Raw genomic sequence first — 25828 nt, forward strand, 5'->3', positions numbered from 1 at the left:
CGATGCGCGAACGGCTGCAGCACTATATCGATGGCAAGTGGGTGGACAGCGAAGGTGGCGCCCGCCGCGAGGTAATCAATCCGGCCACCGAGGAAGCCTGCGCCGTGATTTCGGTTGGCACGGCCGCCGATGTCGACAAGGCGGTGAAGGCCGCCCGCCGTGCTTTCAAAACCTTTAGCCAGACCACCAAGGAAGAGCGGCTGGACCTGCTCAACCGGATCGTTGCCGAATACAAGAAGCGCGGTGCCGACCTTGCTGTCGCCATGGCCGAAGAAATGGGCGCGCCAGTCTCCTTCGCCGGGACGGCCCAGGTCGGTGCCGGGATCGGCGGCTTCATGAGCACGATTGCCGCGCTTAAGGACTTTGACTTCATGGAAGACGGTCCGGGCTTTAAGGTGGCCTATGAACCGATTGGCGTGGTCGGCATGATCACTCCGTGGAACTGGCCGCTTAACCAGATCGCGCTCAAGGTTGCCCCGGCCCTCGCCGCCGGCAACACCATGGTCCTGAAGCCTTCGGAAGAATGCCCGACCAACGCGGCAATCTTTGCCGAGATCCTGGACGCCGCTGGCGTGCCGCCGGGCGTGTTCAACCTGGTCCAGGGCGATGGCCCGACCACTGGCAACGCGATCTCGAGCCACCCGGACATCGAAATGGTCAGCTTCACCGGCTCGACCCGCGCCGGGATCGCCGTGGCGATCGCCGCCGCGCCAACCGTCAAGCGCGTCCATCAGGAACTGGGCGGCAAGTCGCCCAACCTGGTCCTGCCCGATGCCGACTTTGCCACCCAGCTCGCCCCGGTGGCGATGGGCCCGCTGGTCAACACCGGCCAATCGTGCATCAGCCCGACCAAGGTGCTGGTGGCCAAAGACCGCGAGGAGGAAGCCGTCGCGTTCTATCGGAACATGTATTCGCACACTCCGGTGGGTGACCCCATGGCCGAAGGCAACCACCTTGGCCCGCTGGTCAACAAGGCCCAGTACGACAAGGTTCGCGAACTGATCCAGTCGGCAATCGACGAAGGCGCCAAGCTTGAAACCGGCGGCACCGACCTGCCCGCCGGCGTCAACCGCGGCTACTATGTCCAGCCGACCGTCTTCTCGGGCGTGACCCCGGACATGCGCATCGCCAATGAGGAAATCTTCGGCCCGGTCGCCACGATCATGGCCTATGACAACCTCGAACAGGGTATCGAGCTGGCCAACGCCACCGAATATGGCCTGTCGGCCGCAATTACCGGCGATCCAGCCAAGGCTGCCCCTGTTGCCGCCAAGCTGCGCGCAGGCATGGTCGCGATCAACAACTGGGGGCCAACACCGGGCGCGCCGTTCGGCGGCTACAAGCAGTCGGGCAATGGGCGCGAAGGCGGTCTGGCTGGCCTGAAGGACTTCATGGAAATGAAATCGATCAGCGGCCTGCCCGCCTGATCTGACAGCCATACTGGAAATGGCCCCTTCCTGCTTCGGCAGGGAGGGGCTTATTTTTTGCCGCGCTCTGTGATGAGGCCACGGCGGAACCGCGGCAAAAGGCCAGGATCAGGCCGGATCGGCCAGCCGGTACTGGTCTTGCCCGCCGGGCACGCCATCTTTGCCGCTGCCGTCAAGCGGCTGGGCTGCGGCGCGCGGGCTTATCGCGGCAGCGATCAGACGGTCCTGCTCGGCATCGCTGATCCGGTCCCAGCCGGCACGCGTCAGCCGCTCCAGCGGGCGATAGCGGACCTTGTATTGCATCCGCTGGGCCCCTTCGACCCAATAGCCAAGATAAACGAAAGGAAGGGCCATTTCGTTAGCGCGGCGGATATGGTCGAGAATGATATAGTTACCGAGGCCGGATCGATCAGCATGATCAGGATCATAGAAGCTGTAGATCATCGACAGCCCATCGCCCTGCTTGTCGGTCAGGCAGGCGCCGACCAGGCGGCCTGGCGAGCCATCGACGGTCGGCTCACGATATTCGACCAGGTAGCTATCAACCGGCGTATGCTCGACCATGTCGGCAAAATCTATCTCGTCCATGCTGGCCATGCCGCCGCCGGGATGGCGCTCACCCAGGTATCGCTGGAGCAGCTCGAACTGTTCGGACGTTGACCAGGGTCGGCAGAACGTGGTGACCAGGTCACCGTTCCGCTTCAAATTGCGCCGCTGGGTTGAAGAGGGGCGAAATTCTTCCGCCACCACGCGCACCGAAACACAGGCGTTACAATCAATGCAGGATGGCCGGTAAGCCACGGTTTGGCTGCGGCGAAAGCCGATCCGGCCAAGCGCATCGTTGAGCGCATCGGCATGCGGGCCCTTCAGTTCCGTGAATACCTTGCGCTCGCTGCGCCCCGGCAAATAGGGGCACGGCGCAGGGCTGGTCACGAAGAACCGGGGAAAGCGCACGGGGGCGTTCACGGGGCGCAAGAATCCTCTGCCGGGTTAATGCCGATCTTTATGCCCGCCCGGGGTGGGTGTTGAAAGACTTTTAACCACGAAACGGGGTAAATGGTTCGTTATTTTGCACAGCGGCGCGCTCGGCCGCTGGCCGGCCGGCTCAGCCCAGCTCGACCTGCGTGACCGAATAGCCGGCAGTGCGCAGCGAGGCGACCAGCGCATCGAGCTGATCGGCATCGCGCGCCTCGCACTCAATATCGGTGATCAGGCCCTTGGCCGGCAGCGTCGTGAAGATCCGCTGGTGGTAGATCTCGATGATGTTGACCGAGTGCTTGTCAAACTCACGCATCACCTTGAACAGCGCGCCCGGCCGATCCTGCAAGGTCAGGCGCAAGCGGGCGAGACGGCCCGAACGCGCCAGATCGCGCAGCAGCACATTGGCCAGCAAGCGCGTATCGATGTTGCCACCGGTCAGCACTATGCCGACCTTGCGGTCTTTGAAGAGCTCAGGATAGGCCATTACCGCAGCAAGCCCGGCCGCACCGGCGCCTTCGACCACGGTCTTTTCGATCTGAACCAAAAGTGCCAGCGCCCGCTCCATCTGGCCTTCAGTTACCAAGACCAGATCATCGAGCAATTCTGCGAGGACCTTGCTGGTAAAGGCGCCCGGTTCCTGCACCGCGATGCCTTCTGCCAGGGTGTCCCCCGCACAAGGCAGGTCCGTGCCTTTGAGCCGGTTGTACATTGAGGGAAACAGCTCAGCCTCCACACCAATGATCCGAATGTCCGGTTTGATCGCGCGGGCCGCAACGCTCATCCCCGAGGCAAGGCCACCACCGCCAATCGGGATCACCAGCGTATCGAGTTCAGGCACGTCCTCGAGCATTTCCAGCGCGACGGTGCCCTGACCCGCGGCGACATGCGGATCGTCAAAGGGGTGGACGAATGTCAGGCCAAGGTCCTGCTCAAGCTGGCGGGCGTGAGCATAGGCCTCGTCAAATGTCTCACCATGCAAAACGACCTTGCCGCCGACGGCCTCGGTCTGCATCACCTTCACCGAAGGCGTGGTGCGCGGCATCACGATTGTCACCGGCACGCCCAGCTTGGTGCCGTGGTACGACAGGCCCTGCGCGTGGTTGCCGGCTGAAGCTGCAATCACCCCGCGCGATCGCTTTTCCGGGTCCATCAGCAACATCGCGTTGAGCGCGCCGCGTTCCTTGTATGCTGCAGTGAATTGCAGGTTTTCGAACTTCAGCCAGACGTGCGCGCCAGTAATCTCACTCAGCGTCTGCGAATGGTCGATATCTGTGCGCACTACCGCGCCAGCAATCCGCGACGCCGCTGCCCGAACATCGTCGAGGGTCAGGAGGGCGGACGTCTGAACAAGGCTGGTCATGATGCCCGGGCCGTAACGGAAAGCACGTTCCCTTGCAAACCACTGCAAGCGAAGAAATGCGCACCCGCCCTAAGCCTGTCTGGAAAAGCCTGCCCAAAGCGCTATGACCACGGATATGAGCGAACCGAAACACGTATCCTTCCTCGGCCTGGGCGTAATGGGCGGCGCCATTGCGCGGCATATCGGCAATGCTGGTCACAAGCTGACCATCTACAACCGCAGCCCGGAACGGCTGGCCAAGTGGCAGGAGGCTAATCCTGGCCTTGCCGTCCGCGTGGCGCAAAGCCCGGCCGAAGCCGCCGAAGGCGCGCAGGTCGTATTGACCTGCGTTGGCAACGACGATGACCTGGCCGACGTCGTCCTGGGTCCGACGGGCGTCTTCGCTACGCTGCGCAAGGGCGCTGTGTTCGTGGATCACACCACTGTTTCCGCGCGGATCGCCCGGCAGATCGCAGTCGAAGCACGTGACCTTCAGGTCCACTGCGTTGACGCGCCGGTTACCGGGGGGCAGGCCGGGGCCGAGAATGGCACGCTGACAGTAATGTGCGGCGGCCGCGATGAAGCAATCGAGGCAGCGCGCCCGATCATGGAAGCCTATACCAAACGGATCGTCCATGTTGGCAAAGCGGGAGCTGGGCAGACCACCAAGATGGTCAACCAGATCGCTTTCGCCGGTGTCCTGGCCAGCCTGTCAGAAGCCATGCGCTTTGCTCAGGCTGCTCACCTTGATCTCGACAAGGTCTACGAGGCGATCTCGGGCGGCGCTTCGCAGTCCTGGCAGATGGACAACCGTTGGCACACCATGGCCAAGGACGAATTCGACTTTGGCTTTGCGGTGGACTGGATGCGCAAGGACCTGGGCCTGACGCTGGAAGAAGGTCGTTCGCTGGGCGTTTCGCTGGGCGTCACCGCGCTGATCGATCAATTCTATGCCGAAGTGCAGGCTCTTGGCGGTGGCCGACAGGATACGTCTTCGCTGATCCGCCGCCTGCCCAAGCGGGGCGGCGCGTGATCCGCGCCTTGCTGGGCGCCACTGCGGCGCTAGCCCTGTCCGCCCCGGCCCTCGCCGATACGCTGGTCGACAATGTCGAAGGATTGACCATCGATGGCACAGGAGGGGTCGAACGTTTCAACGGCCTGTTGATCGGCGACGATGGCCGGATCGTGCAGGTCCTGCACCGGGGTGACAAGCGCCCGGGCAAGGTGGACTATTTCGTCGACGGCAAGGGCCAGGTCATGGTCCCCGGGATGATCGACAGCCACGGCCATGTGATGGGCCTTGGTTTTTCGGCCCTGACCCTTGACCTGACCGACACCCGATCACTGGCCGAAGCACTCGCCAAGGTTGCCGCCTTTGCCAAGGCCAACCCGGACCGGCCATGGATCCTGGGGCGCGGCTGGAACCAGGAACTGTGGCCGGAAAAGCGTTTTCCCACCGCCGCCGAACTCGATGCCGTGGTTGGCGATCGTCCGGTCTGGCTGGAACGGGTCGATGGCCATGCCGGCTGGGCCAATTCCAAGGCACTGGCCGCAGCCGGGATAAGCGCGCTGACCAAGGCGCCCGCTGGCGGCTCGATTGAACGCCTGGCTGGCGGCAAGCCGGCCGGTGTCCTGGTTGACAATGCAACTGAGCTGGTTGCCAAAGCCGTGCCAGCACCCCGTCCCGAAGATCGTGACCTGGCCCTGGCGAAAGCGCAGGAAATCCTGCTGTCTCGTGGGGTGACCGCGATTGCCGACATGGGCACTACGATCGAAGACTGGCAGGCCTTTCGCCGGGCCGGCGATAACGGCGCGCTGCGGGTGCGGATCATGGCCTATGCCGGCGGGACCGAGAACATGGCCCTGATCGGCGGACCCGGCCCCTCGCTCTGGCTCTATGACGACAAGCTGCGGCTCAATGGGGTAAAGCTCTATTCCGATGGTGCGCTCGGATCGCGCGGAGCCAGCCTGAAGGCTCCCTATAGCGATGCCCCCGGGGTCAAGGGCCTGCGCGTGACCGGCGATACCCAACTCAAGAATTTCATGAGCCGCGCCGCGCTCGATCACTTTCAGGTGGCCATCCACGCGATCGGGGACGAAGCCAATGCCGCTGCCCTTACCGCGATCGAGGATATGAACCAGACCTATCAGGGTGATCGGCGCTGGCGGATCGAACATGCACAGATCCTTGATCCAGCCGATATCCCGCGGTTCGCCAAGGCCGGCGTGATCGCTTCAATGCAGCCAGTCCACCAGACCTCTGACCGGTTGATGGCCGAAGCGCGATTGGGTCCGAACCGGCTGACCGGGGCCTATGCCTGGCATAGCCTGGCCGCAAGCGGGGCAAAGCTGGCGTTCGGATCGGACGTGCCGGTGGAACTATCCGATCCTTGGGCAGGGTTTGCAGCAGCGATCAGCCGCACCGGGCCGGACGGGCAGCCGCTTGGTGGTTGGCAACCGCAGGAGCGGGTGAGCCGCGAACTGGCGCTGGCTGCCTATACCGCGGGCGGCGCCTGGGCAGGCTTTGCCGAAGGACGGTTCGGCCGACTGCAACGCGGCGAGCGGGCCGATTTCCTGTTGATCGACCGCGATCCGATGCTGGCCACCCCGGCTGAGGTCCGCGCGACACAAGTGCGGCAAGTCTGGATTGGCGGCCAGCTGGTACACCAGCGCGGCAACTGAGGCGTCAGGGCTGCGGCTCACCCGGCGAGGTGACCAAGGCCGTGCCCTTGGCTGCTTCGGCGCGATCCTTGCGGTCCGTAAACCACATGATCAGCAGGGCGCTTTCGTAAAGCAGCCACAGCGGCACCGCGAGCATTAGCTGCGATATCACGTCTGGCGGGGTAATCACCGCCGCGATGATCGTGATGCCGACAATCACATAACGCCGCGCCCGCACCAGGTCATCGCGGCTAAGAATTCCGGCTCGGTTCAACAACAGCAGCAGCACCGGCAGCAGGAAGCTGATCCCGAAGGCCATGATGAACTGCATCACCAGACTGAGGTAAGCCCCGATCTCCGGCAGGGCCTCGGTCGAGAGTCCGCCGCGCTGCCCTTCAAAGCCCAGGAAAAAGTGGAATGCAGTTGGCATGACCACGAAATAGGCCAGCGCCGCGCCGGCGGTGAACAGGATCGGCGTTGCCAGCAGGAACGGCAGAAAGGCCTTCTTTTCCTTGGCGTAGAGCCCAGGTGCGACGAAAGCCCAAAGCTGGTTGGCGATGATCGGGAAACAGACCAGGAAGGCCGCGAACAGCGCAACCTTCACGTTGACGAAGAAGGCCCCATAGAGCTGCGTGTAGATCAACTTGCCTTGCCCCGGTGGAAAGGCATCGGTCAACGGGCGAACCAGGAAGCCGAAGATATCGTTGGCAAAATAGAAGCACACGCCAAAGGCCACCAGCAGCGCCAGGATGCAGCGCATCAGCCGCGCGCGCAGCTCGATCAGGTGATCAAGCAGCGGGGCCTGGCTTTCATCGATGTCCTTAATCTTCAGCACCATATCAGGCCGCCTGATCCGGCTTTGGCTGATCCGGATTGGCCGGTTCATCGACCTTTGGCGTGCCCGGGTCCTGACCGATCAAGGCCGCTTCCGCGCTGGCGCTTTCAGGCGGATGCTCACGCATGATCGCCTCGTTCTGCTCGCGCCACTTCTTTTCCATTTCGGCGAGTTCCGCCTCGCGGATCATGGTTTCCACACCGGCGCGGAAATGGCCGGAAACCCGCCGGACCTTGCCAATCCAGCGCCCGGCCGTGCGCAGCGCCAGCGGCAGGTCCTTCGGACCAATCACCACCACCGCCACGATCACGATGAGCAGAAGCTCTGAGGCGCCAATATCGAACACGCGCCTGTTCTCGCCTGCTTACTTCTGTTCGGTCTTGCTGGTCTCGCCCGTCACAGCAGTCTCACCCGGTGCGGGAATCTGCGCTGGCGGCGCGGCGGGTTTGGTCTCTTCATCCGCCATGCCCTGCTTGAAGCTTTTGATGCCCTTGCCGAAATCGCCCATGATTTCGGACACGCGGCCGCGACCGAACAGGATCAGCACGACCAGCAATACGATCAGCCAGTGCCAGATAGAAAAACTGCCCATTTAACCGACTCCAATTCGAGGACTGTACCCCCGTCAGTCTCTATCTAGGCGCTTTCGTCTTCGCTTGCCAGTCCAGCTTCAACTGCGGCCGCTTCGCGGCGTTCGGCTGCAGTTTCCATTGCATCGGCCAAGGCATCGTCAACCGGATCAAGCAGGCCGGCGGCCTTGAGCTCGTCCAGCCCGGGCAGATCGCGGCGGCTTTCAAGGCCGAAGTGCGTGAGAAACTCAGGCGTTGTCGCGTAGATCACCGGGCGCCCCGGAACTTCGCGGCGACCAACGATCCGCACCCAGCCTGCCTCCATCAGCACGTCGAGCGTACCCTTGGCCGTCTGGACCCCGCGGATTGCTTCAACCTCGGCCCGGCTGACCGGCTCGTGATAGGCGACGATCGCCAGCACTTCAGTGGCCGCGCGAGAGAGTCGTCGCACTTCCTCACGCTCACGCCGCAGCAGGTGGGCCAGATCTGGCGCGGTCTGGAAATGCCAGCGCTTGGCCCGCTCAACCAGCTGGATGCCGCGCTCCCGGTAGGTTTCGGCCAGTTCGGCCAACGCCGCTTTCACGTCGGCCCCGCCCAGGTGCGTCGAAATCGCATCGGCGCTCATCGGCTCTTCGGCTGCGAACAGCGTTGCCTCAACCGCACGGACCAGGTCGTCCGGCTTGCTCATGCCTTGACTCCACGCAGCATCAGCGGACCAAAAGTATGTTCCTGCTGCAATTCCGCCTTGCCCAGCCGCGCCAGTTCAAGCGCGGCAACGAAGCTGGATGCCATGGCGGACCGGCGCAGCTTCGGATCGGCATGCGGCGGAAGGAAGTCCTTCAGGTCCATCCAGTCGATATTGACACCCAGCATCGACGAAACCCGCGCCAGCGCGCTGTCGAGGGTCATCACCATCCGGTCGCGCACCATGTGCACCACCGGCGCGGTACGCGCCTTAACCTGGCCATAGGCCTGGACCAGCGCAAACCAGTCACACTGCCACTTGGCCTTGCGATCGACCCGCAGCCCTTCGGGGGCGCCGCGCAGGAAAACGTCGCGGCCCAACCGGTCACGCCCCATCAGCCGCGCGGCAGCATCGCGCATCGCTGCCAGCCGCTGGAGCCGCAGTTGCAGGCGCAGCGCCAGTTCCTCGGGGCTAGGGTCTTCCTGCTCATCGCGCGGCAGCAGCAGCGCCGATTTGAGGTAAGCCAACCAGGCTGCCATCACGAGATAGTCCGCCGCCAGTTCGAGCCGCAGCACCTCGGCCTGCTCAATATAGGTCAGGTACTGGTCAACCAGTTCGAGGATTGAAATCTTGCGCAGGTCCACCTTTTGCCGGCGTGCCAGGTCAAGCAGCAGGTCAAGCGGCCCTTCCCAGCCATCCAGCTCAAGATAGAGCGCCGCATCCTCGGTCGCGGCAGCGCCAGGGCCGGCCCAGTCATCCTCGGGCAGGGTAATGGCGGGGGCGTCGTCGAGCTCGCTCACGCCTTGGCCTCAGCCGCTTGCAACAGCGCCAGCAAGGCATCGCGCTTGACCACCAGTTCGGCCTGCTCGGCAGATGACTGCGGCGCGCAGATCGCATCGAGTGCGCGCGCATGGCGCTCAGCCGATACTGCCGACATGGCCCCCACCCGTTCGCAGATCCCGATCATGTCGGGCATCTTGCCCCAGCAGTTCAGCGCGATGTCGCAGCCGGCGCGGATCGCCGTCTCGGCCCGTTCCGGCACCGTGCCGGACAGGGCTTCCATATCAAGATCGTCGGTCAGCAGCAGACCATCAAAACCGATCTGCCCCCGGATGATCTGCTCGATCACAAAGGGAGACTGCGTTGCCGGGCGGTGCGCATCCCAGGCGGTGAACACCAGGTGCCCCGTCATCGCGATCGGCGCATCGGCCAGAGCCTTGAATGGGGCGATATCGCTTTCCAGCTCTTCTGCGCTGGCCGTGACAGTCGGCAATTCCTTGTGCGTATCGACCAGCGAACGGCCGTGGCCAGGCATGTGCTTGATCGTGCCGACCACCCCGGCCCGGGACAGGCCATCCAGCACCGCACGCCCGATTGCTGCCACCCGCAGCGGTTCGAACCCATAGGCGCGATCACCGATCACATCGTGCGCGCCATGTTGTCGGACATCGAGAACCGGAGCGTGCGTGCAGGTGATGCCAACTTCGTGCAGATCATGCCCCAGCGCTTCGGCATTGGCGCGGGCAGCTTCGATCGCTGACGCCGGAGCCAAATCAAACAGCGCATCGAAGGCCGCGCCCGCGGGATAGGCCGGCCAGACCGGCGGTTTCATCCGCGCAACTCGGCCGCCCTCCTGATCGATCGTGATCAACAGCCTGTCCCGGCCGTGGATCGACCGCAGTTCATCCGTCAGCGCGCGCACCTGCTCGCGGCTTTCGATATTGCGGCCAAACAGGATGTAGCCCGCCGGATCGGAATCGCGGAAAAACGCCCGCTCATTGGCGGTCAGGCGCAGTCCGGAAAGGCCGAAAATCGCTGGTGTCATGGTCTGGCAACGGTCGCAGGAAGTGCCCCGCCGCGCAAGCGGGTCACCCCAACAGCGTGTGGATTACGGGCTTACTTGACCTGACAGGAAATACCCGCCGCTTTCAGGCGGCCGCACAGCCCTGCGGCCGAGGCCCGATCTGGCTGGACGGCCTGAAGGCGATAAATCGTGCCATTGTCGGCCGTGCCGGCAACCACGCGGTGCGAAACGCCCGAAAGCGCGCCATTTGCCTGCGCCACCAGCTTGGTCCAGCCCGCTTCCGCGCTGGCCTGCGATGAGAATGCGCCAACCTGTACACCCACCCCGCCCGACGCGGCCGGAGCAACTGATGCCGAAGCCGCAGGTGCCGGCGCCTGCGACGCAGCCGGCGCAGTTAAAGCAGCCGGGGCGGCTCCGCCTTCGCCTGCTCCGCCGATTACCGGCGTACGGCTCTGGCCTTCAGACGCAGCAAAGCTCAAGTCGCCGGTACCGTCGAAGGTTTTCCCACCCGGGTTGGCCGGAGTTGTCTTGTAAGGCTCTGCCGGAGCGGGGACCACGCTACCGTCAGCCACGAGTTCAGGGTCAGTCCCCGAATGAGTGAACCACCAGATTCCGCCAACCACGGCAGCGAGCAGCGCAATAGCGCCGCCAAACATCGCGACGAAACGACCGGTGTCATAACCATCATTATCGTCTTCATCATCGTCGGCACTTTCGAGCCAGGGAAGGCGCTCATTCGGCTCGTTCAGTTCAAGCTGTTCGGTTTCCAGACGGTCACCGCCCTGCTCGTCCCAGCCATCCGCACCACGGCGATCGTCGCTATCCCCAACCATCGTCACATTTCCTCCACCGCCTCCACGCCAAGGAGCGAGAGGCCATTGCGGACAAGTTGCCCGATTTGCGTTGCAAGATAAAGCCTTGCAGCAGTCAGGGCCGAATTTTGTGCCACGATGAAGCGCTTTTCGGGACGGTCATTGCCGACATTCCAATACCCATGGAATGCAGCGGCCAGATCCTGGAGGAAGAACGCAACGCGATGCGGCTCTCGCGCGACGGCAGCGGCTTCGACCAGCCGCGGGAACTGCGCCGCCAGCTTAATCAATCCGAGCTCTTCCTCACCCAGCTGGTCAAGCGCGGCATCGCCGGGGGCAAACCCCTCAGCCGCGGCCTTGCGCAGGGTCGAGCGGATCCGGGCATGGGCATACTGGACGTAAAACACCGGATTGTCCTTCGAGGCTTCGACCACCTTGTCGAAATCAAAGTCCATCTGCGCGTCGGGCTTGCGGGTGAGCATGGTAAAGCGGACCACGTCCTTGCCCACCATTTCGACCACATCGGCCAGGGTCACAAAGTTCCCGGCCCGCTTTGACATCTTGAAGGGCTGACCGCCCTTCATCAGCTGGACCATCTGCACCAGCTTGACCTCAAACGGGGTTGGCCTGCCTTCAGCGCCGGTCATGGCAGCAACCGCGGCCTTGATCCGCTTTACCGTACCGGCGTGATCCGCACCCCAGATATCGACCAGAGCATCGGCGCTTTGTGCTTTCTGGAAGTGATAGGCGAGGTCGGCGCCGAAATAGGTCCACTCGCCACTGCTCTTCTTGATCGGGCGATCCTGATCATCACCAAACTTGGTCGATCGAAACAGCGGCAGCTCAACCGGTTCCCAATCCTCAGGCGTCTTGCCCTTGGGCGCTTCAAGCTGGCCGTCGTAGACCAGGTCGTGCGCACGTAGCCATTTTTCCGCCTCGTCCGGCTTGCCAGCAGCTTGCAGTTCCGCCTCGGACGAGAACAGGTCATGATGGATACCCAGCAACGCCAGGTCGGCCTTGATCATCTCAAGCATTGCAGCAACCGCGCGGGTGCGGAACAGCACAAGCCAATCGGCCTCGGGCGAATGCGCGTACTTGTCCCCGAATTCTGCGGCGAACGCCTGGCCGACCGGGATCAGGTATTCACCGGGATAGAGGCCTTCGGGAATAGCCCCAACGGCCTCGCCCAGCGCTTCGCGGTAACGAACGTGCGCCGAGCGGGCGAGAACATCGACCTGCGCGCCGGCATCGTTGACGTAATATTCGCGGATCACCTTGTGCCCGGCGAATTCCAGCAAGGTCGCCAGCGCATCGCCCACCACCGCGCCGCGGCAGTGGCCCATATGCATCGGCCCGGTCGGGTTGGCAGAGACATATTCAATGTTGACCGTGCTGCCCTGCCCCATGGCAGAGCGGCCATAATCACCACCCAGCGCAGCGATGGCCCGCAGTTCGGTCAGCCATGCCGATGCATCGACCCACAGGTTGATAAAGCCCGGGCCGGCAATCTCGGCCGAAGCGACGCCCGGCACCTTAGTCAATTCGGAGACCAGCGCTTCGGCCAGCGCCCGCGGGTTCATGCCGGCCGGCTTGGCCAGGACCATGGCGGCATTGGTGGCCAGGTCACCGTGGCTGGGGTCGCGCGGTGGCTCCACCGTCACCGCGGCGCGGTTGAGGCCGCCGGGCAGGGTTCCGGCCTTTTCCAGCGCATCAAGCGCAGCAGCGATATGGCCGACAAAAGCGGCGTGAATGGTCTGGACAGCAGTCATGGCGCGCCGGTTAGCCCGTTTACGCCAGAAATGAAACCTTCCCGCGTTGGAAGGCTAATGTTCAGCGCGTGGCGTTGTAGGTCAGCTGGTCCTGGGTAAGCTGGAAGCCCACCAGCACTTCAAAGGTCGCCCGGGCGACCGCAGCCTTGACCTCGGGCCGCGAAAGCGGATCGATCGCGGCATCGGCATCACCAGCCTTGCGCTTGCGAGTGATCTGTTCGCGGATGTCGGCAGGAAGGCTGGCCTCTGCCTTGTCAACATAGGCGCTGGCCATGCCGCTGGCCTGGGCGCGTTCCTGGCCATCGGCGAAATTAATGGTCACCGAGCCGACGCGCTTGGAAATCACCGCGCTGCCACCGCGCAGGACAGTGACAAAGTAAGGCAGCGTCACTTGGCGTTCGCCGCGGGTATCGCTGCGTCGCGCCAGCACATCGAAAGTCGCCGAAGTGTAGACCTTCTCGCCGGTCTCGTTGCAGGTCGAGCGGACATTGGTCAGCGCGCCGACCACATCGATGCCGTCTGCCGTCGTAGAGCCGGGATTGCGGAACAGGGTAATATCCCCGGTATAGTCCGGTACGCCAACGGCGGGGCAGGTGCTGCGCACGGCGGTGATGCCAACGCTTTCATCGACCACCAGGTCCCCGGCCCCGCGACACCCACCAAGAGCGGCGGCAAGGGCAACAGCGGCATATAGGCGAGTGCGAGGCGTCATTCTGGCAGGTTCCTGTCAAAGGGCAGAACTTGCCCTAGCGGCGTCAGTGTCAAAACGCTAGGGGGACGAACATGAACGCGCCCTTTCCGCAACCTGACAAGCCTGCCCTCCGCCTCTTGCTGGCCGCCCCACGCGGATTTTGCGCCGGAGTTGATCGCGCGATCGAAATCGTTGAGCGCGCCCTGACCCGCTATGGCGCGCCGGTCTATGTCCGACACGAGATCGTGCATAACCGCTTCGTGGTTGACGGGCTGCGCGCCAAGGGCGCCGTTTTCGTGGAGGAACTGAACGAGGTGCCCGATGGCGCGCCGGTGGTGTTCAGCGCGCATGGCGTGCCTAAATCGGTGCCAGCGAATGCGACAGAACGGGGGCTGGACTGGCTCGATGCCACCTGCCCGTTGGTCAGCAAGGTACACCGGCAGGCTGAGCGCCAGATCGAGGCCGGTCGCCATATCGTCTTTATCGGGCACAAAGGGCACCCGGAAGTCATCGGCACATTCGGTCAGGTACCGGAAGGCACAATCACTCTGGTCGAGACCCTTGAGGAAGTGGCTGCGCTGGATTTCGTGCCCGACGCGCCCTTGTCCTACCTGACACAGACAACGCTTTCAGTCGACGACACTGCAGAAATCGTCGCCGCTTTGCGGGATCGCTTCCCGACCATCACCGGCCCCAAGGCCGAGGACATCTGTTATGCCACGTCGAACAGGCAAGCCGCAGTCAAGGCAATTGCCGAGGAATGCCAGCTTGTCCTTGTGATCGGCGCACCCAACAGCTCAAATTCACTACGCCTGGTCGAAGTAGCCCAGCGCTGCGGCGCAGATGGACGGCTAATCCAGCGTGGCAGCGAGATTGACGAGGCGTGGTTCGCAGGTGTCACCACGATGGGCCTCACAGCCGGGGCTTCCGCCCCAGAGACCTTGGTCCAGGAAGTGATCGACCGGATCGGAGAGTTCCGCTCAGTTGAAGTTGAACAGGTCGTCACCGCCGAGGAAAAGATTGTGTTCAAGCTGCCCCGGCAGCTGGCTGACTAGGATCCCGGCGTGGCGGTTTACACCCATCTGGGCGCGGAAGTTCTGGGCCAACTTGTTGCGGAGTTTGACGTTGGCGAACTGACTTCGGTCAAAGGCATTGCCGAGGGGATTTCGAACAGCAACTGGCTGGTTGAAACCACCGGCAAGGATGGTACCGGCGCGCGCTTCATCCTGACCATGTACGAGTTTCGGATCGAGGTGAAGGAACTGCCCTTCTTCCTCTCGCTGCTCGATCATCTCTCGGCCAAGGGTTGCCCGGTACCGCGTACCATCCATGACCGGCAGGGTAATCTGTACCGCCTGCTGGATGGTAAGGCCGTGGCCCTGATCGAGTTCCTGCCCGGGGTATCGGTCAGCGCGCCCACGCCCGGCCAGGCCCATGCTGTTGGCCGGGCACTGGCCCAGATGCAATTGGCCGCCGCCGACTTCACCGGCCAACGCGAGAACGCCATGGGCCGGGCTGAATGGCAGCGGTTGGCGCATGAATGCGGAACCGGGGGCCTGGCCGAGATCGACCCCGCTTTTGCCGATCTGGTCGCGCGGGAATTGCCCGCGGCGATTGCCCAGTGGCCGGAAAACCTACCCAGCGGAACGATCCACGCCGATCTGTTTCCCGATAATGTCTTGATGCTGGGCGATGAGGTCACGGGCCTGATCGACTTCTATTTCGCCTGCACGGACCTGTTCGCCTATGACCTTGCGGTGACCCACGCCGCCTGGTGCTTCTCGAACGACGGGCGCCAATTCGATCCTGCTCTGTCCGCTGCACTGATCGCCGGTTACGAAGCGGTGCGCCCGCTTTCGATCCAAGAGCGCGTCGCCCTGCCGCTGCTGGCGCGGGGAGCCTGCCTGCGGTTCGCGCTGACCCGCGCGTGGGACTGGGTGAATACTCCGGCCGATGCGCTGGTGACCCGCAAAGACCCGCTCGCGTTCGGACGCCGGCTGGAATTCTATGCTGACCCGGCCAACGCGGGGGTCTTCGCCGCGGCATGAAGCGGGTCGAAGCCTTCACCGACGGTGCCTGCAAGGGCAATCCCGGCCCCGGCGGCTGGGGCGTGGTGCTGCGGATGGGGCAGCATGAAAAGGAACTCTCCGGCCACGAAGCCCACACCACCAACAACCGGATGGAGCTGACCGCGGTGATCCGCGCGCTCGATGCGTTGAAGGAACCGTGCCATGTCGCGCTCCACACCGACAGCCGCTACGTGATCGACGGGATCACCAAGTGGATCTTCGGCTGGCAGAAGAACGGCTGGATCAATTCCCAGAAAAAGCCGGTACTGAATGCAGACCTTTGGCAAGAGCTGCTGGAATCGCGCCGCCGCCACCGGATCGACTGGATCTGGGTCAAAGGGCACGACGGCCATCCGGAAAACGAACGGGCTGACCGATTGGCCAGCGACGCGGCCCTGGCTGGCAACCCGGCCTAGCCTTTGGTGGTATCGACCACCTCGGCATCGGGCCCATTCTTCTTGATCGAAGCGATGGCGTTTTGCGCCCCAGCCCTGCTGCTGTAGCCTTCGGTCCAGAAGATCGTTTCCGTGTTATAGCAGAAGTAGGCGACAAATTCGCCCGCCTTGTTCGCGCGGATTTCGAAACGATGAGCCATGTGGGATAATCCTCCGTGGTTTGCGGTGATCGCGCAAACTATCGAAAATCACACGATTCGCTAGTAAAACCGTTTTGGATCATAGGGATGCGGGTCAACGACGCCCGGTGCCTCACCCAGCAGCAGCCGGCAGGCCAGGTCAGCTGCGGCTGGCGCAGTCTGGATGCCAAAGCCGCCCTGTCCGGCAAACCAGAAGAAGCCCGCAACTTCAGGATCGAAACCATAGACTGGCAGGCGATCCGGCGCGAAAGAGCGCAGACCAGCCCAGCGATGCTCAATCCGCACGATCGGCCAATCGACCACTTGCGCAAACCGATCAATCGCCAGGGCTACGTCCAGTTCCTCAGGCGCTGCATCGCAAGGCGGGGTTGGCGTTTCATCGTGTGGGCTCAGCCAGAGCCGCCCGGCTTCTGGCTTGAAATAGAACAGGCCATCGATCCCCAGCACGAGTGGCAAATCGTTTGGTGGACCGGACGCCAGCTCGAGCTGTGCCACGGTGCGGCGATAGGGTTGAATGCCAAGGCGGCTAACCCCGCTCATTTCTGCCACAGGGTCAGCCCAAGCTCCCGCCGCATTGATGAGCACCTGCGTGGTAAGTGTCCGGCCATCGTCAAGCACAAGTTGCCACTGGCCATCAGCTCGCGTTGCACCTGCCAGCCGTGCTCGCATCCATTGTTCGGCCCCGCCCTTACGCGCCGCCGCCAGCCAATACTGATGCAACCCGGCAACGTCGATATCGCAGCAATCGGGTTCATAGGCCCCTGCGAGCCATTGCCCGCTCAGGCCCGGCAGGCGGGCTTCCAAGTCTGTCCGGTCCAGATCGTCGACCTGCACACCCAGCGCGCGGAACTCTGCGGCAAATTCCGTCAGGGCCGCCAGTTCTTCGGCCCGCGCCAAGGTCAACGCCCCGCGCGGCGTCAGAAAGCCATGCGCTTGCAGGAACGGGCCCGAAGCGGTGGTCAACGGCTGGACCTGCGGCCCGCCATAGCTCTCGGTCCAGAAGGCCGCTGAACGCCCGGTCGAATGATAACCAGGACTGTGCTCCGCCTCGAGCAGCACGATCCGGCCATGCGCAGCCAGACCCGCAGCCAGCGAGGCTCCGGCGATACCGGCTCCGACAATGGCGAAATCAAATTGCTCGCTCATGTTGACGCCCGTGCCAGAAAGGCATCGATGCGGTCCAGTGCCTCTGTTCGCACCGGGTCCGCTTCCCGGAGAATTTCATGCCTGGCGCGATCGGCAAAATTTATCAGTTCACAGTGCGGGAGCCGCTGTGCCGCGCGCGCAATCGCCTTGAAGCTCACCAAGGCGTCCTGGTCTGTTGCGAGCAAAAGAACGGGGATTTGGATCGATGCCAGCACGGCGTCGCGCGCCAGCCATTGCATTGAGGCATAGGCACGTTCGATCCAGCGCCAAGAACCCGGCCCCATCACCAGCTCGGGCCGCTGTTCGCGCCACCACAGCTCATCGGCATAGCGATCAGCATCGTGAGTCAGCAGGTCACCCCGGCTATCCGGGGGCTGGCCAGGCTTATCACTCCATTTCCAGGCCGGGCGGCGTGGATCGCCCAAACGGCACATGACCCGCGCTGCGGCATGCATCAGCCAATCGGGCATATTGCCATCGCGCAGGCCCAACATGGGTGCGGACAAGACCAATGCCTTTGGTTTGATCGCGCCTTGCGCTGTGGCCCGCAGGGCAAGATGCCCTCCCATCGAATGACCGATCACGAAATGCGGCCCCGGCTTCGTGCTGACCCATTCGTGCCAGAATTGCCGCAGATCCTCGACCCAGATGCCAAAGTCTTCGACATGACCGGTATAGGGATCGCTGCCCAGCCGACCAGAGCCGCCCTGGCCGCGCCAATCAAATGCTGAGACCGCCCAGTTCCGGTCGTGCCAGCGAGCCATGGCCTCGATGTACTTCTCGTAGAAGTCTCCTCGCCCGGTCAGAAACAGGATCGAACCCTTTGCATGGGGTGGCACCCAGTCGATCCGGCGAAGGGGATGACGATCAGCCGCGATCCAGTTGCTCTCAATTGCTCCAGCCGGAACAACCCGGCGAGCGAAGGCAGCAGACATTTGGCTAATTCCAGCCTCCTGACGGTGGTTACTGTTTAGTAAGCCATGCCCTGTATTCCTGCCCTTGAGACAAGGGGGCGGGCAATGCCGGACATCGAATTCCAATACGTACTGCTGGCGGCCTTGGCAATCGCGCTGGTCGTTGCCGCAGTTACCGACATTCGCCGTCGCCAAATCGATAACTGGCTGAATGCGGCGATTGCACTGACCGCACCGCTTTACTGGTGGGCCAGCGATCTGGGGCTTTGGCCGGGCGTCGCCTGGCAAGTCGGCCTCGCCGCGATAACCTTGGCGATCTGTGCCGGCCTGTTTGCTCTGCGCGCGATGGGCGGTGGCGATGTGAAGTTGCTGGCTGCTCTGGCGCTTTGGATCAGCCCGCTCTGGTTTCTCAAGCTGGTTGTCATGATGTCTCTGCTCGGTGGTCTGCTGACCATCGTGCTGGCCTTCTGGCACGGTGCGCGCCGCCGCCGCGAACGGCTCGCCATTCCCTATGGCGTTGCGATCTCCAGCGCCGGTTTGTGGACCCTGGCAAGCCAGTTCCTGCCTGTCACAAAGGCAGCGGCAGTTGCAAGTGGGATTGGGTGAACCTGATCTTAACCACTTGGCATCATTACGGATTGATATTGGTATTTTCTCTAGGGGGCTTGCAAGGCCATGGATAAGAAGAAGCTGATGTTGCTGCTTGGCGCGCTGGTCGTTGCGATCGGCACCGCCATGGCAGCGAAAAGCCTGTTCACGGGAGCGGCAACGCCTCAGGCACAAGCAGCCCAGCCCGTACCGCAGGGACCAAAAGTTCTGGTTGCTCAGCGAGCCCTGCCTGTCGGCACAATTATCACGGCGGATTCGATCTCGTTCCAGGCCTGGCCGCAAGAAATGGTGCAGGACGCCTATTTCATCGACGGCGAGGCCGACATGAACAAGCTGGCACGGTGGTCCGCTATCCAATCACCGCTGGCCAGCCGGTGACCCAGGGCGCGCTTGTATCGCCTGGTGACCGCGGATTTCTTGCAGCCGCACTTGGCCCGGGTATGCGCGCGGTTACCATACCGGTTTCACAAAAGACCGGCGTGGGTGGCTTCGTCTTCCCGGGAGACCATGTTGATCTTGTGCTGACGCAGTCAGTTCGGGCCGAAGGCGATCAAGAATCCCTAAAGACCGCGGAAACCATCCTGCGCAACGTCCGTGTACTGGCGACAGACCAATCGACCGAGACCGAGATTGTCGAAGGCAAGACCGTGGTTCGAGACTTCCGCACAGTCACCGTTGAAGTAACACCCAAGATTGCGGAGAAGGTTGCCGTTGCACAGACCATCGGCACGATCAGCCTGTCGCTGCGTAGCCTTGCCGACAATCAGTCCGAGCTAGATCAGGCGATCGCCAGCGGAACGGTCAAGGTCCCACCGGGGGCAAGCAAGGAACAGGAAGAAAAGCTGATCGGCCAGGCGATGAACCGTCCATTGGACGCTGGCATCACCTATGTCACGGGTGGCGATGTATCGCGCTTCCAGCGCCGCAGCATTGCGGCACCGGCTGCGCCAGCAATGTCGTCGGCAGCGCCTGCAGCGCCCTTAGCCCGTTCGGCCGCACCGTCCGCACCGTCCGCGCCGTCTGCCGCCGCCCCTCAGGGCCCGGTCGTTCGCATCACCCGCGGCAAATCAACCGTCATCGAACAGGTCGGGAAGCACTGAGATGAGCAAGACCATCAGCCGCTCCGCGATCGTCCTTTTGAAAGGCAACCAGATGAAACGCCTTGCCACCTCCCTGCTCTGTGCAAGTTGCATGCTGGCGCCGCTGGCATTGCTGCCCGCCTCGGCGACGCAGGCTCAGTCGCTCAGCCGCCCGGCCAATGACGTTGTGCTGTCAATCGGTCGCGGCCAGCTGGTCACTGTTGGCGGCGCAATGGCAGACGTTTTCGTCGCCAATGACTCGATCGCCGACGTGCAGGTCAAGTCGCAGCGCCAGCTCTATGTTTTCGGCAAGGCCGGCGGTGAAACAACCGTATACGCTAGCAACGCCGCTGGCGACATCATCTGGTCGGCCAATGTCCGCGTTGGCTCCAATATTGATAGCGTCGACACAATGCTGCGAATGGCTATGCCCGATGCCAAGGTTGCCGTTTCGACAATGGGCAGCAACACCTTCCTACTGACAGGAACGGTTGCCTCGCCAGAAGATGCGTCGGAGGCCAAGCGGCTGGTCGAGGCATTTGTTGGCAAGGATGCCAATGTAATCACCCGCCTCAAAACGGCCACCCCGCTGCAGGTGAACCTGCGCGTCAAGTTTGCTGAGGTCAGCCGCACGCTGGTGAAGTCGCTGGGCGCCAACCTGACCACCATCGATTCCAGTTCCGGCATGCAGTTCGGGATCGGCCAGGGCCGCAGCTTCGCGCCCAACTTTTATGCTGGTCCAAATCAGGCGCTTGGCACAGGCAATCAGGTCAAAGTGGCAGTTCCCGACCTCAACAACCCCGGCCAGTTCAAAGAGATCCCGGGCTCGTCCATCCTGCCCGCCGCGGTCGGCAGCACACTGGCGATGCAAACCAAACTGTTTGGCATGGATCTGCTCGGCGCACTCGACATGGGCGAATCGCTGGGCCTGGTCACCAGCCTGTCAGAACCGAACCTGACCGCGCTGTCAGGTGAAACGGCTGATTTCCTGGCCGGTGGTGAGTACCCGATCCCGATCAGCCAAGGGCTTGGCAGCACCTCGGTTGAATACAAGCGCTTTGGTGTCAGCCTGGCCTATACCCCGACCGTGCTTGCCAATGGCCGCATCTCGATGCGCGTCCGGCCGGAAGTGTCGGAACTTTCAAGCCAGGGTTCGATTACGCTGAATGGCTTCAATGTGCCGGCCCTGACTGTGCGCCGCGCCGAAACCACGATCGAGCTGGGCTCTGGCCAAAGCTTCATGATCGCAGGCCTGATGGGCAACAGTGCCCAGAACACAGTAAAGAAGCTGCCCGGCGTGGGCGATATGCCAATCCTGGGCTCGTTATTCCGCTCAACCAATTTCCAACGCGGCGAGACCGAGCTGGTGATCGTTGTGACGCCCTATCTGGTCAATCCGGTCGATGCCAACGACATCAAGCTGCCGACCGACGGCTACCAGACGCCAAACGACATCCAGCGCGTTTTCGGCAACCAAGAAAACAACGGAAAGTCAGGCGCCAATCGTCCGACACCTTCGGCCGTGCCAGCAACTGCGACTGCCCCCAAGGTAGGCCAGCTGGACACCCCGCCTGCACTCGGCCCGGTTGAAGACAAGCGCCCGAAAAAGAAGTCCCGCACCGCAGCTGCCGCAGCTGCGACGCCTGGCTTCAGCATGAATTGAGAGAGGTGACGACCATGTCTAGCAACCCAAACCGCAAGGCGCTTGGCGCCGCCATCGCTCTTTCGCTGGGAACTCTGCTGGCCGGTTGCGGCGGTATGCCCAAAAACCAGCAGCTTGAAAGCATTCACCAGCCCGTCGTGAGCCGGACCAACTATACGCTCGATGTGGCCACCAACCCCGGCGGCATCTCGTTGCCCGAAGTTCGGCGGCTGGCTGGCTGGTTTGAGGCGCTTGACCTGCGGTACGGTGATCGGATCACGATTGATGATCCGCTTTCAAGCGGCGCGACACGCGCTGCCGTGGAGGCCGTTGCTGGCCGCTTTGGCCTTTTGGTGGGTGATACGGCACCGGTTACCCCTGGCGCTGTCAATCCGGGCATGGCCCGAATTGTGGTGACGCGTTCAACTGCTCAAGTCCCGGGTTGCCCGGATTGGTCGGCAAAATCGGACGCTAACCTGCTGAACGCAACCAGCAGCAATTACGGCTGCGCATCGAACGCTAACCTGGCGGCAATGGTGGCTGATCCGGAGCATCTGCTCAAGGGCGCCAACAGCACTGGTCGGACCGTCGTGATGAGCGGCAACAAGGCAATCGACATGTATCGCGAAGCCAAGCCTACGGGCGAAGGCGGTCTGAAGCAGAACTCCACGCAGGGCGGGAAGTAAGCCATGAATGCACCTTGGAAGCCCGGCGCGGCCGGAAATCGTGACGCCTTCAGTGCTTATATCTGTGACGATGTAGCGCTTGATGTCCTGCGCCCCGTGGTCATCGAAATGGGCTGGCAGCCCGAGAAATGCAACAAGGGCGGACTGCGCAACGCGGTCCAATCCCTGTCGATCTCGGCCAGCCCCAACATCCTGATGGTCGACCTGTCGGAAAGCGGCGATCCGCTGAGCGATATCAACGCGCTGGCCGAAGTCTGCGAGCCTGGAACCGTGGTGATTGCGATCGGCCAGGTGAACGATGTCCGGCTCTATCGCGACCTGCTTGGCAGCGGCATTCAGGATTACCTGCTCAAGCCGCTAGTTCCCGGTCAGGTCCGCGACGCGCTGATCAACGCCCAGGCCGTGTTCGCCGCCCCGAAATCGCATGACCCGGCGGCGGCGAAGAAGCACGTGTCCGTTGGCGTGATTGGCACCCGCGGCGGCGTTGGAGCATCAACCATCGCAACATCCCTTGCCTGGCTTTACAGCGGCGATGAAAAGCTGCCGACAGCCCTGCTCGATCTCGATATCCATTTCGGCACTGGTGCCCTCGCGCTGGATCTTGAACCTGGCCGCGGCTTGACTGACGCGATCGAGAACCTGGCCGAAACGCTTTCGAACCTGGCAGATGTCTTGCGCAAGCGCGCCCAGATGAAGCTCAAGATCAAAGCCATGAGCTCTGAATCCAAAGCTTCAGCCTATATCGTCGGCGCACTTCCGTTCATCGTCTTCATCATGATTTACGGGATTAACCCGGGCTATTTGAGCGGGTTCTTCAGCGATGAGCGCCTCATCGTGACAGGCCTGGGCGGTCTGACCTGGATGTCGATCGGGGCCTTCATCATGGCCAAAATGGTCAGCTTCGAAATCTAAGCAGGGACAGGAACAGGATATGATCAATACCCCTCCCGGTCCGACGCTGCTTGGCGTTGACGTTCTCTGGGCTGGCTCGATCCTCGCAGGTCTTGCCGCGGTAGCTATGATGTTCGCGATCTATACGGCCGTCACAATCCGCGACCCGATGGTAAAGCGGGTCAAAGCGCTGAATGAGCGCCGTGACCAGCTTAAGAGCGGGATCGTCACCCAAACCGCCAAGAAACGCGCCTCGCTCGTTCGTAAGAGCGAGACGGCTGACAAGATGAAGGACACGCTGTCGAGCCTGAAGGTTCTGCAGCAAAGTCAGCTTGAGGTCATTCAGCAGAAGCTGGCCCAGGCCGGGATCCGCAACAAGGAACTGGGGATCATTGTCATCTTCGCGCGGATGGTGCTGCCAATCGTCCTGGGCGGGAGCGTGGCTTTTGTTGTCTACGGGATCAATTTCTTCCCGGATTGGGGCGGCATGAAGCGGCTGATGGCATTCGCAGCGGCTATCGGCCTCGGCTACAAGGGACCCGAACTTTACATCGGCAACCTGATCTCCAAACGCACCGATGCAATCCGCAAGGGGCTTCCCGATGCACTGGACCTGCTGGTGATTTGTGCCGAAGCGGGTTTAACAGTGGACGCGTCATTCAATCGCGTGGCGCGTGAACTGGGTCGAGCATATCCGGAACTGGGCGACGAATTCGCCCTGACCGCAATTGAATTGTCCTTCCTTAGCGAGCGACGCCAAGCGTTTGAAAATCTGGCCTGGCGCGTCAATCTGGAAGCGGTGAAGGGCGTGACCACAACCATGGTTCAGACTGAACGGTATGGCACGCCGCTGGCATCGGCACTGCGCGTGCTTTCGGCAGAGTTCCGAAACGAACGCATGATGCGCGCCGAGGAAAAGGCCGCGCGTCTGCCGGCGATCATGACCGTGCCGCTGATCCTGTTTATTCTGCCGGTGCTATTTGTGGTTATCCTTGGCCCGGCGGCCTGCTCTATCGCCGATGCCTTCTCGGCCAATGGCCCGACCAACGGCGGCGGCTGAGCGACCTGCGCAACGGGTTGTCCCAGCCGGGCCGATTCTCACACGGGAAACGGCCCGGTTTGGTCAATCAGGGCTTCACGACGCTGTGGTCAATTGCCCCAAAGATTGAATGGCCGGCACGATCGCGCATTTCGATCCGGACCGTATCGCCATACCGCAAGAAAGGCGTAACCGGCTTCCCCGTGGCGATGGTCTCGATCATCCGCTGTTCGGCGATGCAGGAATAACCGCGACCGCCATCCTTGCAGGGCCGACCCGGGGAGCCATCGGGATCGCGGTTCGATACCGTGCCTGAGCCGATGATCGACCCCGCACTCACCCGCCGCGTCTTGGCGAGGTGAGCAATCAGCGTGCCGAAATCAAAGGTGCATTCCTCGCCCGCTTCGGCGCGACCGAACGCCTCACCATTCAGGTCAACCCGCAAGACCAGATTGAGCCGTCCACCCACCCAGGCATCGCCCAGCTCATCAGGGGTAACGAATACAGGAGAGAAATGGCTGGCCGGCTTCGACTGGACGAAACCAAAGCCTTTCGCCAGCTCGTCCGGGATAAGATTGCGCAGCGATACGTCATTGACCAGTCCAACCAGACGGACATGGTCCAGCGCGGCCTCAGGTGACACACCTTGCGGCACGTCCCCGGTCACAACGCAGATCTCGGCCTCCATATCGCAGCCCCAGGCTTCATCGGCCAGGGTGATCGGCGCCCGCGCGCCGCGTAGGTCATCACTGCCGCCCTGATACATCAGCGGATCGTGCCAGAAGCTCTCCGGCAGTTCGGCCCCGCGCGCCTTGCGGACCAGTTCGACGTGATTGACATAGGCCGAGCCATCCGCCCACTGATAGGCGCGCGGCAGCGGTGCCAGGGCTTCACGCTCATGGAACCGCTCGCGGGGGATCGCGCCGTGCTCAAGCTCGATCGCCAGGGCCTGCAAGACCGGAAAGTGCCGGTCCCAATCATCAAGCAAGGCCTGAAGCGTCGGCACCAGATGCGATGCATCGCTGCACCAGACCAAATCCTTGCTGACGATTGCAAGGCGCCCGTCGCGTTCGTGAGGAAGGCTAGCCAGCTTCATTGCGTCTATTCCTTCGTTTCAGCTTCTAGTTCCGCAACCCGGGCCGTGATCCGCGCGAGAAGCGCCTTGAATTCGTTGATTTCGGAAGCGGTAAGTTGGGCGAACAGGCGCCGCTCCATATCAATCGCCAGCGGCATGATTTCAGCATGCACAGCCTTGCCGGCAGAGGTCAGCTCGATGTGATGCGAACGGCCATCATCGGCATTGGGACTGCGCCCCACAAGCCCGCGATCTTCCAGCACCTTGCAGGCCCGGTTGACTGCAACCTTGTCCATCCGCGTCGCCACGACCAAAGCCCGTTGGGTAAGCGCCCCGGCATCGCCAAGGACAGCCATCACCCGCCATTCCGGGATCTTCAGCCCAAAGCGGGCGCGATACTCGCTGGCGATCATATCACTGACGGCGTTGGTCGTGACCGACATCAGGTAAGGCAGGAAATCCGCCAAGCGGGAACTTTTTTGGGCCATCGAATCGGTTTCTAGTGCAACC

27 protein-coding genes and 1 pseudogene are annotated in these 25828 nt (G+C 62.5%); 12 read left to right on the forward strand and 16 right to left on the reverse strand.

Features of this window, described 5'->3' with window-relative positions:
- Positions 1-2 precede the first annotated feature (2 nt).
- Complete coding sequence (locus RQP55_RS06965) at positions 3-1427, forward strand: aldehyde dehydrogenase family protein (RefSeq protein ID WP_315609465.1); 1425 nt, start codon at positions 3-5, stop codon at positions 1425-1427.
- 108 nt (positions 1428-1535) lie between these two features.
- Here the strand turns inward: RQP55_RS06965 and RQP55_RS06970 are convergent, their stop codons facing one another.
- Both RQP55_RS06970 and RQP55_RS06975 read right to left on the reverse strand, forming a co-directional pair.
- The gene (locus RQP55_RS06970; RefSeq protein WP_315609466.1) at positions 1536-2393 is read right to left on the reverse strand and encodes an arginyltransferase; all 858 of its coding nucleotides are present in this window, start codon (positions 2391-2393) and stop codon (positions 1536-1538) included.
- A 139-nt stretch (positions 2394-2532) separates the two neighbouring features.
- Complete coding sequence (locus tag RQP55_RS06975; protein WP_315609467.1) at positions 2533-3768, reverse strand: threonine ammonia-lyase; 1236 nt, start codon at positions 3766-3768, stop codon at positions 2533-2535.
- A gap of 115 nt (positions 3769-3883) precedes the next feature.
- Here RQP55_RS06975 and RQP55_RS06980 point away from each other — a divergent pair, with 115 nt between their 5' ends.
- Positions 3884-4780: an NAD(P)-dependent oxidoreductase gene (locus RQP55_RS06980; RefSeq protein ID WP_315609468.1), complete on the forward strand. Its 897-nt coding sequence runs from the start codon at positions 3884-3886 to the stop codon at positions 4778-4780.
- On the forward strand, positions 4780-6429 hold the full coding sequence (locus RQP55_RS06985) for an amidohydrolase (RefSeq protein ID WP_410000274.1): 1650 nt from the start codon (positions 4780-4782) through the stop codon (positions 6427-6429). Before RQP55_RS06980 ends, RQP55_RS06985 begins: the two co-directional genes overlap by 1 nt.
- Positions 6430-6433: 4 nt before the next feature.
- Here RQP55_RS06985 and tatC read toward each other — a convergent pair whose 3' ends face one another.
- The 9 genes from tatC to RQP55_RS07030 all read right to left on the reverse strand — a co-directional run bounded on the left by tatC (position 6434) and on the right by RQP55_RS07030 (position 13594).
- Positions 6434-7246, reverse strand: coding sequence for a twin-arginine translocase subunit TatC (gene tatC / locus RQP55_RS06990; protein ID WP_315609470.1), 813 nt, complete (start codon positions 7244-7246; stop codon positions 6434-6436).
- Between the two features lies 1 nt (position 7247).
- A complete protein-coding gene (gene tatB, locus RQP55_RS06995) occupies positions 7248-7589 on the reverse strand; it encodes a Sec-independent protein translocase protein TatB (protein WP_315609471.1) in 342 nt (113 codons plus the stop codon).
- An 18-nt stretch (positions 7590-7607) separates the two neighbouring features.
- Complete coding sequence (locus tag RQP55_RS07000) at positions 7608-7835, reverse strand: twin-arginine translocase TatA/TatE family subunit (protein ID WP_315609472.1); 228 nt, start codon at positions 7833-7835, stop codon at positions 7608-7610.
- A 44-nt stretch (positions 7836-7879) separates the two neighbouring features.
- Positions 7880-8500 (reverse strand): SMC-Scp complex subunit ScpB, encoded by a 621-nt coding sequence (scpB, locus tag RQP55_RS07005; RefSeq protein WP_315609473.1) that lies wholly within the window; start codon positions 8498-8500, stop codon positions 7880-7882.
- The gene (locus RQP55_RS07010) at positions 8497-9270 is read right to left on the reverse strand and encodes a ScpA family protein (RefSeq protein ID WP_315609589.1); all 774 of its coding nucleotides are present in this window, start codon (positions 9268-9270) and stop codon (positions 8497-8499) included. Before RQP55_RS07010 ends, scpB begins: the two co-directional genes overlap by 4 nt.
- 23 nt (positions 9271-9293) lie before the next feature.
- Positions 9294-10322, reverse strand: a complete 1029-nt coding sequence (gene nagZ, locus RQP55_RS07015) for a beta-N-acetylhexosaminidase (RefSeq protein ID WP_315609474.1) — start codon at positions 10320-10322, stop codon at positions 9294-9296.
- 71 nt (positions 10323-10393) lie between these two features.
- On the reverse strand, positions 10394-11134 hold the full coding sequence (locus RQP55_RS07020; RefSeq protein ID WP_315609475.1) for an SPOR domain-containing protein: 741 nt from the start codon (positions 11132-11134) through the stop codon (positions 10394-10396).
- A 2-nt stretch (positions 11135-11136) separates the two neighbouring features.
- Positions 11137-12882, reverse strand: a complete 1746-nt coding sequence (gene argS, locus RQP55_RS07025) for an arginine--tRNA ligase (protein ID WP_315609476.1) — start codon at positions 12880-12882, stop codon at positions 11137-11139.
- A 61-nt stretch (positions 12883-12943) separates the two neighbouring features.
- Complete coding sequence (locus RQP55_RS07030) at positions 12944-13594, reverse strand: hypothetical protein (protein ID WP_315609477.1); 651 nt, start codon at positions 13592-13594, stop codon at positions 12944-12946.
- A 71-nt stretch (positions 13595-13665) separates the two neighbouring features.
- Between RQP55_RS07030 and ispH the strand changes: the two genes are divergently transcribed.
- From ispH to rnhA, 3 genes are read left to right on the forward strand one after another with little or no spacing between them, the layout of a single operon-like run.
- Positions 13666-14628: a 4-hydroxy-3-methylbut-2-enyl diphosphate reductase gene (ispH, locus tag RQP55_RS07035; RefSeq protein WP_315609478.1), complete on the forward strand. Its 963-nt coding sequence runs from the start codon at positions 13666-13668 to the stop codon at positions 14626-14628.
- Between the two features lie 9 nt (positions 14629-14637).
- Positions 14638-15621: a homoserine kinase gene (gene thrB / locus RQP55_RS07040; RefSeq protein WP_315609479.1), complete on the forward strand. Its 984-nt coding sequence runs from the start codon at positions 14638-14640 to the stop codon at positions 15619-15621.
- Positions 15618-16058 carry a ribonuclease HI gene (gene rnhA, locus RQP55_RS07045; RefSeq protein WP_315609480.1) on the forward strand — a complete coding sequence of 147 codons (441 nt, stop codon included), beginning with the start codon at positions 15618-15620 and terminating at the stop codon, positions 16056-16058. Before thrB ends, rnhA begins: the two co-directional genes overlap by 4 nt.
- Here rnhA and RQP55_RS07050 read toward each other — a convergent pair.
- The 3 genes from RQP55_RS07050 to RQP55_RS07060 are packed head-to-tail and all read right to left on the reverse strand — an operon-like array spanning position 16055 to position 18318.
- Entirely contained in the window at positions 16055-16237 is a 183-nt protein-coding gene (locus tag RQP55_RS07050) for a YegP family protein (protein WP_315609481.1), read from the reverse strand. The two genes, rnhA and RQP55_RS07050, sit on opposite strands and share 4 nt — an antisense overlap.
- 60 nt (positions 16238-16297) lie before the next feature.
- The gene (locus tag RQP55_RS07055) at positions 16298-17383 is read right to left on the reverse strand and encodes an FAD-binding oxidoreductase (protein WP_315609482.1); all 1086 of its coding nucleotides are present in this window, start codon (positions 17381-17383) and stop codon (positions 16298-16300) included.
- On the reverse strand, positions 17380-18318 hold the full coding sequence (locus tag RQP55_RS07060; RefSeq protein ID WP_315609483.1) for an alpha/beta hydrolase: 939 nt from the start codon (positions 18316-18318) through the stop codon (positions 17380-17382). Before RQP55_RS07060 ends, RQP55_RS07055 begins: the two co-directional genes overlap by 4 nt.
- 84 nt (positions 18319-18402) lie before the next feature.
- Between RQP55_RS07060 and RQP55_RS07065 the strand changes: the two genes are divergently transcribed.
- The 6 genes and pseudogenes from RQP55_RS07065 (at position 18403) to RQP55_RS07090 (ending at position 24264) form a co-directional block, all read left to right on the forward strand.
- The gene (locus RQP55_RS07065; RefSeq protein ID WP_315609484.1) at positions 18403-18903 is read left to right on the forward strand and encodes a prepilin peptidase; all 501 of its coding nucleotides are present in this window, start codon (positions 18403-18405) and stop codon (positions 18901-18903) included.
- A gap of 69 nt (positions 18904-18972) precedes the next feature.
- A pseudogene (cpaB, locus tag RQP55_RS07070) lies at positions 18973-20006 on the forward strand (Flp pilus assembly protein CpaB).
- Between the two features lies 1 nt (position 20007).
- Entirely contained in the window at positions 20008-21648 is a 1641-nt protein-coding gene (locus RQP55_RS07075; protein ID WP_315609485.1) for a type II and III secretion system protein family protein, read from the forward strand.
- A gap of 14 nt (positions 21649-21662) precedes the next feature.
- On the forward strand, positions 21663-22313 hold the full coding sequence (locus RQP55_RS07080) for a CpaD family pilus assembly protein (RefSeq protein WP_315609486.1): 651 nt from the start codon (positions 21663-21665) through the stop codon (positions 22311-22313).
- A 3-nt stretch (positions 22314-22316) separates the two neighbouring features.
- Positions 22317-23225 carry a type II secretion system F family protein gene (locus tag RQP55_RS07085; protein ID WP_315609487.1) on the forward strand — a complete coding sequence of 303 codons (909 nt, stop codon included), beginning with the start codon at positions 22317-22319 and terminating at the stop codon, positions 23223-23225.
- 19 nt (positions 23226-23244) lie between these two features.
- Positions 23245-24264: a type II secretion system F family protein gene (locus tag RQP55_RS07090; protein ID WP_315609488.1), complete on the forward strand. Its 1020-nt coding sequence runs from the start codon at positions 23245-23247 to the stop codon at positions 24262-24264.
- A gap of 67 nt (positions 24265-24331) precedes the next feature.
- Here RQP55_RS07090 and RQP55_RS07095 read toward each other — a convergent pair whose 3' ends face one another.
- Together RQP55_RS07095 and RQP55_RS07100 are read right to left on the reverse strand one after the other, a co-directional pair.
- On the reverse strand, positions 24332-25339 hold the full coding sequence (locus RQP55_RS07095; RefSeq protein ID WP_315609489.1) for a fumarylacetoacetate hydrolase family protein: 1008 nt from the start codon (positions 25337-25339) through the stop codon (positions 24332-24334).
- A 5-nt stretch (positions 25340-25344) separates the two neighbouring features.
- Complete coding sequence (locus RQP55_RS07100) at positions 25345-25806, reverse strand: MarR family winged helix-turn-helix transcriptional regulator (RefSeq protein WP_315609490.1); 462 nt, start codon at positions 25804-25806, stop codon at positions 25345-25347.
- Between the last annotated feature and the right edge of the window lie 22 nt (positions 25807-25828).

It is taken from the genome of Novosphingobium sp. APW14, assembly GCF_032337075.1.
Taxonomy (GTDB): Bacteria; Pseudomonadota; Alphaproteobacteria; order Sphingomonadales; family Sphingomonadaceae; genus Novosphingobium.